The 11,251-nt window shown below is 68.7% G+C and carries 9 protein-coding genes and 3 pseudogenes; 7 read left to right on the forward strand and 5 right to left on the reverse strand.

The window, feature by feature from the left end:
* Positions 1-61: 61 nt before the first annotated feature.
* Positions 62-1,546 carry an alpha/beta hydrolase gene (locus AB0915_RS24990; protein WP_366693196.1) on the forward strand — a complete coding sequence of 495 codons (1,485 nt, stop codon included), beginning with the start codon at positions 62-64 and terminating at the stop codon, positions 1,544-1,546.
* 391 nt (positions 1,547-1,937) lie between these two features.
* Here AB0915_RS24990 and AB0915_RS24995 read toward each other — a convergent pair.
* From AB0915_RS24995 to AB0915_RS25005, 3 genes and pseudogenes are all read right to left on the reverse strand, one after another.
* Positions 1,938-2,389: pseudogene (locus tag AB0915_RS24995) on the reverse strand (alkene reductase); the annotation flags it as partial.
* Between the two features lie 95 nt (positions 2,390-2,484).
* The gene (locus AB0915_RS25000) at positions 2,485-2,931 is read right to left on the reverse strand and encodes a hypothetical protein (protein WP_366693197.1); all 447 of its coding nucleotides are present in this window, start codon (positions 2,929-2,931) and stop codon (positions 2,485-2,487) included.
* Between the two features lie 9 nt (positions 2,932-2,940).
* On the reverse strand, positions 2,941-3,432 hold the full coding sequence (locus AB0915_RS25005) for an SRPBCC family protein (protein WP_366693198.1): 492 nt from the start codon (positions 3,430-3,432) through the stop codon (positions 2,941-2,943).
* 107 nt (positions 3,433-3,539) lie between these two features.
* Here AB0915_RS25005 and AB0915_RS25010 point away from each other — a divergent pair, with 107 nt between their 5' ends.
* The 3 genes and pseudogenes from AB0915_RS25010 to AB0915_RS25020 all read left to right on the forward strand — a co-directional run bounded on the left by AB0915_RS25010 (position 3,540) and on the right by AB0915_RS25020 (position 5,306).
* Complete coding sequence (locus AB0915_RS25010; RefSeq protein WP_366693199.1) at positions 3,540-3,962, forward strand: helix-turn-helix domain-containing protein; 423 nt, start codon at positions 3,540-3,542, stop codon at positions 3,960-3,962.
* Positions 3,963-4,147: 185 nt separating this feature from the next.
* Positions 4,148-4,318 (forward strand): annotated as a pseudogene (locus AB0915_RS25015) (ATP-binding protein); the annotation flags it as partial.
* Positions 4,319-4,595: 277 nt separating this feature from the next.
* Positions 4,596-5,306, forward strand: coding sequence for an IS6 family transposase (locus AB0915_RS25020; protein ID WP_366693200.1), 711 nt, complete (start codon positions 4,596-4,598; stop codon positions 5,304-5,306).
* A gap of 151 nt (positions 5,307-5,457) precedes the next feature.
* Here the strand turns inward: AB0915_RS25020 and AB0915_RS25025 are convergent, their stop codons facing one another.
* Positions 5,458-6,831, reverse strand: coding sequence for a condensation domain-containing protein (locus tag AB0915_RS25025; RefSeq protein WP_366693201.1), 1,374 nt, complete (start codon positions 6,829-6,831; stop codon positions 5,458-5,460).
* A gap of 261 nt (positions 6,832-7,092) precedes the next feature.
* Between AB0915_RS25025 and AB0915_RS25030 the strand changes: the two genes are divergently transcribed.
* The gene (locus tag AB0915_RS25030) at positions 7,093-8,352 is read left to right on the forward strand and encodes a cytochrome P450 (RefSeq protein WP_366693202.1); all 1,260 of its coding nucleotides are present in this window, start codon (positions 7,093-7,095) and stop codon (positions 8,350-8,352) included.
* 24 nt (positions 8,353-8,376) lie between these two features.
* Here the strand turns inward: AB0915_RS25030 and AB0915_RS25035 are convergent, their stop codons facing one another.
* Positions 8,377-9,807 carry an FAD-binding oxidoreductase gene (locus AB0915_RS25035; RefSeq protein ID WP_366693203.1) on the reverse strand — a complete coding sequence of 477 codons (1,431 nt, stop codon included), beginning with the start codon at positions 9,805-9,807 and terminating at the stop codon, positions 8,377-8,379.
* Between the two features lie 137 nt (positions 9,808-9,944).
* On the opposite strand from AB0915_RS25035, the gene AB0915_RS25040 reads away from it, so the two are divergent.
* Together AB0915_RS25040 and AB0915_RS25045 are read left to right on the forward strand one after the other, a co-directional pair.
* Complete coding sequence (locus AB0915_RS25040; RefSeq protein ID WP_366693204.1) at positions 9,945-10,397, forward strand: MarR family transcriptional regulator; 453 nt, start codon at positions 9,945-9,947, stop codon at positions 10,395-10,397.
* Positions 10,398-10,612: 215 nt separating this feature from the next.
* Positions 10,613-11,164: pseudogene (locus AB0915_RS25045) on the forward strand (IS5 family transposase); the annotation flags it as partial.
* Between the last annotated feature and the right edge of the window lie 87 nt (positions 11,165-11,251).

The following is an 11,251-nucleotide window of genomic DNA, read 5'->3' on the forward strand; positions in this document are numbered from 1 at the left end:
GAACCTCCCTCAGGGGGAGTTCCTAGGTTACCTGCGACGACCCTACTGTCTGGAGGCGTTGATGTCCGTTTTCGTCCTGGTCTCCGGCCCGTTCACCGACGGGCGGATCTGGAATGCGGTGGCCGACCGGCTTCGGGAGACGGGCGCCGGGGCGCACCCGGTGACGCTGAGCATGCAGCCCGACGCGGATCTGGAGACGCATGTCGAGGACGTGGTCCGGCTGATCGACTCCCTCGACCCGCCGCAGGTGGTGCTGGTCGGCCACGACTACGCCATCCACCCGGTGCTGGGCGCGGCCGACCTCCTCCCGGAGTGGGTCGCCCGCATCGTGCACCTGGACACCGGGCTTCCGCAGCACGGCGACCCGGCGCTGGCCCTTGTTCCGGACCCGGTGGTGCATCAACTGCTGGGTGCCGACGGCAGCCCCCGGCCGATACCGTCGCCGGGGCCGCAGGACTGGCACCGGTGGGGCAGCACGGAGGGCCTCTCGGCGCACCAGTTGCAGCTGCTGAGCCGACTGGCCGGCCCTCAGCCGCCGCGCACGCTGACCCAGCCGCTGCGGCTGACAGGCGCGGCGGCGGCCGTGCCGACCAGCGGAATCCTGTGCACGGCGGGAGGGATGACCATCGAGGCGGTCGAGGCGCTGGTGCGCAGCGGCCCGCCGCAGTTCCGGAAGCTGGCCGATCCGCAGGTGGGCTTCTTCGAACTGGCCACCGGTCACTGGCCGATGCTCTCCAGCCCGGACGAGCTGGCCGAGGTCCTGCTCCGCGCGGCCGCGGGCGAGGGGCGGAGGCTGACCGCACCCGAGGGCGAGCCGCCCTTCCTCCGGCCGTTCCTGCTGGAGGTCCCGGAGCGGCCGCGGGTGCGGATCGGGCGCGTGGACCTGCACCTGCCGGAACCGGGGGAACCGCACGGGCCGTGGCCCGCGGTGCTGTTCGTGCACGGGGGCCCGCTCCCGCCCGACCTCGACCCCGCGCCGCGCGACTGGCCGTTCTATCTCGGCTACGCCCGCTACGCAGCGAGCCTGGGCGCGGTGGGCGCCATCGCGGAACACCGCCTGCACGGCATCACCGACTACGTACGGTCCGCGGACGACGTGACCGAGGCCATCGAACTGCTGCGGGCCGACCCACGCGTGGACCCGGAGCGCATCGCCCTGTGGTTCTTCTCCGGCGCTGGACTGCTCGCCGCGGACTGGATCACCGCCCCGCCCGAGTGGCTGCGCTGCCTGGCCCTGACCTATCCGATCCTGGCCCCGCTGCCCGGCTGGGGCGCGGTCCCCCCGCGTTTCAGCCCGACCAGCGCGCTCCGGGCCGACGGAAGGACGCTGCCGCCCCTCTTGCTCACCCGGGCGGGTCTGGAGACACCGCACATCGCCGCCACCGTCGAGGAGTTCGTGACCGCAGCGGAGGAGACCAAGGCCCCGATCGAGATCATCGACGTCCCGCACGGCGTCCATGGCTTCGAGATCCACGACCCGACGGACGAGTCCCGCAAGGCAGTGACCCGCGCCATGCGCACAGTGCTCGCCCATCTGGAGTCCTGATGCCCCCTGTGCGATCTCTCGCTTTCGTGTCAGTGCGCCACCTGCACGTATACCGCCCCGTGACAGTGATCTCGGGTCGATCTCTCACATCCATAACAGTGAGCTCCCGCCCGGAAACAGGCGCCGACCAGCATCAACACCCCAGCGCCAGCTGTCTCACACCCCACTGTCACGAAACCGAGAGATCGCACCCAGAAGCCGGCACCAAAGCCCTGACCAGCGGCAACACACACCATGCTGTACCGATCGGCAACAGACCGACCCGGAACATCGCCAGAAACGTCAGCACCAGATCGGCATCTGTGTCACCACTCAAAACCCCGCCCACAACCGGCTGAGCAGGAGAAAGCTCGATACCAACCGCACTGACATCACAATGCCGAACCACCACCGACAAAAACCTGCGGATCATCAGGATCAGGTAGCCGTTGGCGCCGTGGATCTCCACCCTGTCGAACCCGGCCTCGATGGCGTTCTGGGCCGCAGTGGCGAAGTCGGCGATCGTCTGCCGGATCTCCGCCTCGTTCAGCTCCTTCGGCGTCACGAAGTCCTTGAGGCCCTCGTGCGTGAACACCTGGCCCTTGGCGGCCACCGCCGACGGCCCCACCGGCGTCAGGCCGTCGGGCAGCAGGCTGGGGTGGCCGATCCGGCCGGTGTGCATCAGCTGCGCGAAGATCACCCCGCCCTCGCGGTGCACGGCGTCGGTCACCGTCCGCCAGGCCACCACCTGCCCGGCCGTGTGCAGGCCGGCGGTGTCGGAGTAGCCCTGCCCGACCGGCGAGGGCTGGATGCCCTCGTGATGATCAGCCCCGCGCGGGCGCGCTGTGCATAGTACGTCGCCATCAGCTTGCCCGTCAGTGGGGGAGGCCAGACGGCGATGCGACCTTGCCGTCTGGCCTGCCCATGCTGCCGACCCGAGGCCGGTCGTGATCTCCTGCTCAGATAAGTCCCAGTTCCGCGAGGTCGATTTCGTGGCCCGTGACGGTCGTCCATTCCACGAACTCGATCACGGGCCCGCCGGGCATCTGGCCTCGCCCCTGGAAGCCGGGCGGCACGGGCGTCCTGGGCTGGAGGCGCGCGCCGCCCAGTTCCTCGACGCGCTGCAGGGCCTTGTTGATGTCCTTCACCAGGAGGGTCTGTCCGGTGCCGCGGAACTTCGACAGGTGCTCTTCGGGAGCGGAGACGATGGAGAAGTTCGCCGTCGGCGACTCCAGTCCCACGACATTCATCTGCAGGTCCGGCATCTGGAAGACCACGGTGGCTCGGGCTCCGTAGAAGGCGAGGTAGCCGCGGAGGAGGGCCGACAGCTCCTCCGGCGCGACGTAGACGCGGTCGTAGACCCGGATGATGTTGCCGTCGTCGACGGCGGTGTTCTTCTCGGACATGGTTCTCCTTCAGGCAGCGGAGACGGGGGGAAGGCTGGTGATTTCCTTCTCCAGCAAGGGGGTGATGTGGCGGTGCAGGCCCTGCACGCTTTCGGCGCTGGCTTCGGCGACGATGGCGCGCTGGGCGGGGGTGAACGGGGAGTCGGGGCTGTAGAGGGTGCTGCGCGTGAAGGTGGTGGTGCCCTCGCCGTCCTCGGTGAGCTTGTACTGCAGGCCCGCGCCGAGGCGGTCGTCGATGAGAAGGGAGGACTTGGCGTACTCCTGGGCGACCACGCGCCAGTAGAGGTGCTGTTCGCTGCCGTCCTCGAGGATGCCGTACTCGTAGACCACATCGTCGATGCGGTAGGGGCGCTCGGTGACGCCGCCGACGCCGTGGCTGGCGACGTGCCACTCGGGCCAGAAGCGGGCCTGCGTGACGAGATCGAAGACGAACCTGGCGGGGGCCTTGAAGGTGACGGTGTTGCTGTCGCCCACGGTCCAGTCGCTGTACTCGGTAGTCATGTCGGAACCTCCTTGAAGCAGATCGCGCTCTCGAAATGAGAGTACATGCAATATGGCAGTACCAGCAAAGTGGTGTAGGTTACATCCCGGGAAGGGGTGCGGCAGCGATGGGTGACGAACGACGGCCGGGACGCCAGGTATCGGTCCAAGAGGTGCTCGCGCGTGCGGGCGACGTGCGGGAGGCCTTCGACACCATCGCCAACAGCTGGTCGCTACTCATCCTGGTCGCGCTGCAAGGCGGCACGCTGCGCTACAACGAACTCAAGCGCACTGTGGGCGGAGTCAGCGAGCGCAGGCTGTCGCAGACGTTGAAGCTGCTCGAGCGTGACGGGGTGGTGGACCGGAAGCTGGTGCGCTCCATCCCATCTCACGTTGAATACAGCCTTACCCCGACAGGCGAGCTGGTCGTCGACTCACTCGGTGAGCTGCTGTCCACGATCATCGAATTCTCGCCACAGGTCGCAGCCGCACGGCGGCGTTACGACGAGAAGCATGCTCAAACCCAGGAGAACCCGGAGCGGAAAGCCTGAGCCGCCTCATGGCCGAGTCGGGCGCGTTCACGCCAGACCATCCCGGCGATCCCCAGGTGACCGGCGTTTGGCCGAAGCGCCATGTCGTGGTCCACCGGTCGCTCCAGCCGGCCGCAGGATTCAACGTCTTCCTGTAGACGTCGGACTCCGCGTGGAGGCGGGCAAGGCCGCCCAGGTCACAGACATCGGACCACAAGACCTTCAGCAAGTGGGGACAGGTCTTCGGCGACGAGGTCCTCGCCACCGCCATCCTCGACCGCCTCCTGCACCACTGCGACGTGATCTCCATCAACGGCCCCAGCTACCGCCTGAAGAACCGCCTCAAGGCCATCGGGCGGAACGCAGACGTGGCCTGACAGATCGTCTCTCGGGGTCGCCTGACCCCGGTGGTGCGCCCGCCGGCCGTCCTCGCGTACCGGGTGCGGTGCGGAAACGTCCTTGGACTCGGCGTAGCAGTCCATGGTCGCGCGGGCCCTGTCGGCCGCCTCGGTGAAGACATCCTGGAGGTGGCGCAGCCGTTCGTCGGTGAACTCCAGGGCTTCCACGTCCGTGCGTGACGCCTTCAAGGGGCGCTGTCACATTGGCTGATTCCTGAGATGATCTTGGAGTTGATCATGTTGGAGGAGGCTGTCCGTGGGGGCTCCGTCGCCGTCGTACAAGGGGCATCGTTACCCGGTCGAGGTCATTGCCCATTGCGTGTGGCTGTACTTCCGCTTCCCGCTCAGCTTCCGCGAGGTCGAGGAGCTCATGTTCCAGCGAGGCGTCATCGTCTCCTACGAGACCATCCGCCGCTGGTGCGCCACGTTCGGCCAGGCCTACGCGAACGGACTGCGCCGCCGCCGGCCCCGGCCCGGCGACAAGTGGCACCTGGACGAGGTCTTCATCAAGATCAACAGCGAGCTGAAGTACCTGTGGCGGGCCGTCGACCAGGACGGCAACGTCCTCGTGCAGAACCGGCGGGACAAGGCCGCCGCCAGGCGCTTCTTCCGCCGCCTGATGAAGAAGACGCGTGCGGTGCCGCGGGTGGTCGTCACCGACAAGCTCCGCTCCTACGGCGCCGCCCACCGCGAGGCCATGCCCTCCGTCGAGCACCGGCAGTCGAAGTACCTCAACAACCGGGCGGAGAACAGCCACCAACCCACCCGGCAGCGTGAACGGGCCATGAAAGGCTTCCGCAGCGTGGGCGGGGCCCAGCGGTTCCTGTCCGCGTACAGCGGCATCTCACCCCACTTCCGACCCCACCGCCACCTGCTCACCGCCCCCGACCACCGAGCCGAAATGACCATCCGCTTCGCCATCTGGGACCACGTCACCGGAACCCTCGGCGCGACCACAACGTCCTGACCCAGGACTGACACCCGAGCCGACCACACCCTGGCACACCCTCATGCCCTCGCACACTCAACAACGTGACAACGCCGGGCTGACGCATGAAGCAGCCGGCCGCGGCCACCGGGTTCGTCCCCGATGTGGCCGCGGCCGGCTCGTTCGCGTGCTACTCCCCCGCCGCGATCACCATCCTGAGGCTGTCGTCGACGAGGCGCTCGGCACGCTCGCGGGACACGGCCCCATCGATGTAGGTGAAATTCCACGAGAGTCGGCCCTGGCTGGTGGACACCGAGGATCCGAAGTAGCCGACCACCGAGATCCCGCCCACGAACTGTGCCCCGGAGAGCCGCCAAGCGCCGAGTTCGGTGGGAAAGTCGAATCGGCCGATGTTGGACACGAAGAAGTTGAAGGGTCCGTGTTCCTCGAAGTGCCGGATGAAGGGCTCGCTGTCGGCGACGCCGGCCGGTCCCTGGGCGGCGAGCAGACTGAACACCTCATACTGTTCGCCGAGGTTCTTGCGCGCGGTGATGTCGTCCTTGATGAACCGGGCCATCGACCACAGGTCGTCGGGCTGACAGCGCACCACTGAGTGCAACGCCGACACGAAGCAGCCGACCTCGTCCTCGGACACCGCGCGCCGAAGCTCGTCCCGCAGGGAGACCGGGGAGCCGACCGCGAAGTGCGCGGCCGGCGCGGCCTTGGCGTCGCGGGCCACCGCACAGGCCATCGCCGCGGCCAGCACACCGTGCAGCGTGGCCCCTTCCCGCTTGCACGCGAGTGTGAGCCCTTCCAGTACGTCGGCTGACAGGGACCGGTGCAGCATCCGGGTCCGCCGCTGGTCGAAGGGCACGAATCGCTCCGGCTCCAGCCGGCCCACGTCGTCCGTGGCCGCAGCGGTGTCTGCCCCGTCGGCCGCCTGCTCGCCGGACAGCGCGTCCGGCCCCGCGGAGAAGCGCTCCGGGAAGAGGGCTTCGAACGGCTCCGGAACGGGGCCGTTCGTGACGGCGGTCCGGCCGGGCGCCGGCGGCGCGGCGGCAAGCCGTACCCACTGGCGCAGCAGGGACAGTGCGGTCGTCCCGTCCGCAATGACGTGCGGGACGGTGAGGATGAGGTCGTGGATCTGCTCCGGCCCGCTGATGACGACGGCACGGGCCAGCGGGCCGGACCTGGAGTCAAGGGGATCGGTCAGCTCGTGGCCGTCCACTTCACTCGCCCATCGCGAGTCCTCAAAGCCGGTCAGGTGCACCTCGCGCAGCGGAATCGGCAGGTCCGTGGGCACGAACCGCGGCCCGCCATCCGGCCGCTCGGGCGACGTGTCGGCTATGGCCATCCGCAACTGCGGGTGGCGGTCCTGCAGCGCGCCGAGTGCGGTGCGCAGCCGCTGGGCCGAGAGCTCCCCCTCGATACGGACGCGGGCGCAGACGTTGAGCGTGGAGAGCTGATCGATGATCCAGTACCAGCGTTCACCCGGGCTCAACTCGCGCGACGTGGTTGCGCGCCCACCGGTGTCTTCTTCCGTCAGAGCGCTCGATGCATTCATGGCCGCCACTCCCCATCACTTTTCTCTTCGCACGTCCGATGCCGCATCGGATGGTCGCAGGAGGCTAGCAACGTGTCATCGAATATCGATCGAGTGACCGGTGAGGTAGGTCATGCAGGCGGTTGACCTGCAGTTTGTGGTCAGTGGTTAGTCATTCCCAAGTGAACTCTGGTGGCATTTTCGTCCCGCGCTCAAGTCGGCCTGGATCCGGCCTCAAGTCGGCCAGCGTCCGGCCTCAAGTCAGCCAGGAGGAACGTCACCATGACCGACACGACGCTCAGCCGGACCTCTCTCCCGCTTTTTCCCATCGACCCGTCGGGTGCCGACCGCCATGGTGAGGCGGCCCTGATGCGCGACCTCGGCCCGGTCGTCCGCGCGGTGCTTCCTGGTGGCGTCCGCATGTGGGTGGTCACCGACTACGCGCTGCTGGCCGAGCTCACCGCCGACCCGAGGGTGGGGCGGGACTGGCGCACCTGGGAGGCCCTGCGCCGTGGTGAGATCCCCGGTGACTGGCCGCTGCTCGGCATGATCCGGCTGAACAATCTGATGGCCCGTGACGGTGCGGAGCACCGGCGGCTGCGCCGGCCGCTGACCCGCGCCTTCACCCGGAGCCGGGTCGAGCGCATGGGGCCGCGCATCGACCAGATCGTGGCCACGATGCTGGACGACCTGCCCCGCCAGGCGGCGCCGGACGGCACGGTCGATCTGCGGCGCCACTACGCCTACCCGTTCCCCATGCAGGTGATATGCGAGCTCATAGGCGTGCCGGAAGCGTGGTGGTCACGGTTCCGCGAGCTCATCGACACCGTCATACGTGTCGACACGACCGCCGAGCAGTTCCTCGCCGCTCAGCAGGAGCGGCACGAACGGTTCCAGCGTCTGTTCGCCATGCGACGCGCCGAGCCGGCGGACGACCTGACCAGCGCGCTGATCGCCGCCGGCGACGACGAGGCCGATGGCACGTTCACCGACGAGGAGCTCGAAGACACGCTGTGGACGCTGATCGGCGCCGGTCACGAAACCTCGATCAGCCTGATCGTCAACGCCACGCGCGCCCTGCTGACCCACCCGGAGCAGTTGGCGATGGTCCGCGACGGCGACACCGCTGTGTGGAGCGAGGTGGTCGAGGAGACCCTGCGCTGGGACTCCCCGGTGGGTAACTTCCCGGCCCGGTTTCCGACCGAGGACATCACGGTGGCCGGTGTCACCATTCCCAAGGGGGACGCCATCCTCGCTCCCTGGAGCGGCGTCAACCGTGACCCGCGGCAGTACGGCGAGACCGCTGACCGGTTCGACATCACGCGGCCGGTCAAGCGGCACATGGCGTTCGGCAGTGGACCGCACGTCTGCATCGGACCTGCCCTGGCCCGGTTCGAGGCGATGGCCGCGCTGCCGCCGCTGTTCGCCCGCTACCCCGAACTGCGGCTCGCCGTCGATCCCGCCGAACTGTCCGCGGTCCCGTCGATCTTCTCCAACTCCGTCACGGGCCTGCCCGTGCACCTCGGCCCGGAGAAGCGCTGAAGCCCTTCCCCGGGCGGGACGTGCCTAGCGGCCGGCTGTCCCGGGGGTGGCCGGCGGGATGTTGTGGTTGAGCCGGAAGATGTTCTCCGGGTCGTAGGCGGCCTTGATCTCGGTGAGGCGCTGGTAGTCCTCGGGGTCGTAGGCGGAGCGCACGTACTCGGTATCCCGCCGGCCGTTCAGGAAGGTCAGGGCCCGGCCTCCGGTGCTCCAGGGTGCGAGCGCCTCGAGAAGGCGCTCGTGCGCGGGCTGGATGTCGGTGATGTCGGCGCGTTCCAGCCGCGACACCACGTTCAGCAGGTAGTGCGCGTCGCGGTTGCCGACCGCGTTGGCGACGTCGGCCGGGCGGGCGAGCCGGCCGCCGAGGTGACGCAGTTCGACGACGTGCGGCACCGGCACGTGCGGTCCGACCAGGTCCAGGGCGGTGCGGACCGCGTCGGTGTCGAGCTCACCCAGCAGGGTTGTGGCCGACTCGAAGGTGCCGGGCACGGGCGGGTCGTTGTGGATCGTCCCGACCTCGGTGTAGGGCAGTTCGCGGACTGTGTCGTTGAAGGGGTTGAGTGCCCGCAGCGGCGCCACCAGGTCCTTGCCGGCGCTGACGTCGTCCGCCGAGTAGGCAATGCGGACGTGGACGACGTGGCGGCCGCGCAGCGGCGGCGGGAGCACCGGCGCGTCGGGGAAGGAGATCACCGCGACCGAGGAGGTCATCTCGTCGGGCATGCCGGCCGACCACTGCACATATGTGTCGAGGACCTCGTGGGCCGACGCGAAGTCGAAGAACAGGCCACCGCCGTAGAGCGTGGGGACCGGCATGAGGCCGATCTCGATTCCGGTGACCACACCGAAGTTGTCCCGTCCGCCGCGCAGCGCCCAGAACAGGTCCGGGTCCGACGTCGCGGTGACCTGCCGCAGCCGCCCGTCGGCCGTGACGACGTCGATGCTGCGTACGTGGTCGGCGGCGTATCCGTAACGCCGCGAAAGCAGTCCGAGGCCGCCGCCGAGGGTGTACGACACCACGCCGACTCCCGGGGCCGAGCCCGCCAGCGGTGCCAGCCCGGCCGGCGCCGCCTCGTGGATCACCTGATTCCAGCTGACCCCGGCCGCCACCCACGCGGTGCGGGCTTCGGCGTTCACGCGGACGCCGGTCATCCGGGAGGTGTTGATGAGGACTCCGCCCTCGGCGGCGACGGCCGCCAGCGCGTGCCCGGTGCCCTGCACCGCGACCGGAAGGCCGTGGCGGCCGGCGAACTCCACTGCCTGCTGCACATCGGCGGGGCCGACCGCGCCCACCAGGATCGCGGGCCGGTGCGAGCGTGCGGTCTGGTTCCCGGCGCGTTCCGCGTCGTACTGCTCGTCCTGCGGAGTCAGCACCGGCCCCATCACCCGCTTGCGTAAGGCTTCGACGCCCTCGCCGTCGAAGCCGGTGGTCTTGCGGTTCTCCTCACCCGAAGTGCTCATGACTGTTCCCTTTCACAACCGGTGTCGCGCCGTGTCTCGCGGCCGAGTTCCCGATGCCGCTAGAGTTAGTCAAGCAACCGTACTACTTTTTAGTCAAGCCCCCTGACGACTTGGCTGTGTCAGAAAGGTGGCCCGAGATGACCACGCGACCGAACAAGCCGGGCGAGCGCCAGGTGCCGCTGCCCACGCTGCTCGCGCAGGCCAAGGACCTCACCATCGAGCAGCTGCACCGGCGGCTGCACGAGGAGGGGTTCGAGGGGATCCGGTTCAGGCACGGCTCCGTCTTCCGGTTCGTCGACCCGGAGGGCTCGCGGCTCACCGCGCTCGCCGAACGCTCCGGGTTCAGCAAACAGGCTATCGCCGAAGTCGTCGACGAGCTCGAGCGGTTCGGCTACGTCGAACGGACCGCGGACCCCAGCGACCGCCGGGCCAAGCTCATCCGGCTGACCGAGCGGGGCCGGGCGGGCCAGCTCGCCGCCGCCCGGATCCTGGGGGACATGGAGCGGATGTGGGCCCGGCACTTCGGCCGGGACACGATCGACATGCTGCGGCGGATGCTGGAGGAGATCATCGCACGCCGGGACGAGTAGCGGTGGGCGCCGGCCCGTTCACAGCAGACGCAGTGGAGCCCAAGCCCGAGTCAAGCCGATCGCAAGCGCGATCGGCAAGGGTATGGAGGCGTCGAACTCCGAGCCGACTCCTCAGAGGGCGGAATGAGAGATTAAGTCCGTTCTGTCGTCGCCCGAATGTGTGGCCTTGCCGCCTCCGGCAGGTCGCGGGGCTGACGCCGTGCTGAGGTGACTGCGTGAGTGACCGCAAGCCCTACAAGAGCGACTTGTCCGACGAACGTTGGGCATTGATCGAGCCGGTGATCACCTCGTGGAAGGTCCAGCATCCCTCGGTCAGCGGCCACGAGGGCCGCTACGAGATGCGGGAGATCGTCAATGCGCTGCTCTACCAGTCCCGGACCGGCTGCCAGTGGGACTACCTCCCGCATGACCTGCCACCCGCCGGCGCAGTGAAGTACTACTTCTACACGTGGCGTAATGACGGCACCGACCAGGTCATTCACGACCTGCTGCGCTGGCAGGTCCGCGAGAAGAGGGGCCGATTAGCCGACCCCAGCCTGGTGGTGCTCGACACCCAGAGCCTGCACGCGGCGGCCGGGGTGCCGGCCGAGACGACGGGACGCGATGCGGCGAAGAAGGTGCCCGGCCGCAAGCGGGGACTCGCCGTGGACGTGCTGGGCCTGGTGATCGCCGTGGTCGTGCTGGCCGCCTCCGTCCACGACAACGCCTTCGGCACCGCTCTGCTCGACAAGGTCGCCGCAGGTAGTGGCGGCACCGTGACTAGGGCCTGTTCCGGGTTGAGATCACTCGGTGGGGCGGAGGCTGCGGATCCAGATGAGGGAGCCGCGTAGGTGGAGCCCTGCGAGGTAGCTGGC

Source organism: Streptomyces sp. NPDC048411 (assembly GCF_040704695.1).
GTDB lineage: Bacteria > Actinomycetota > Actinomycetes > Streptomycetales > Streptomycetaceae > Streptomyces.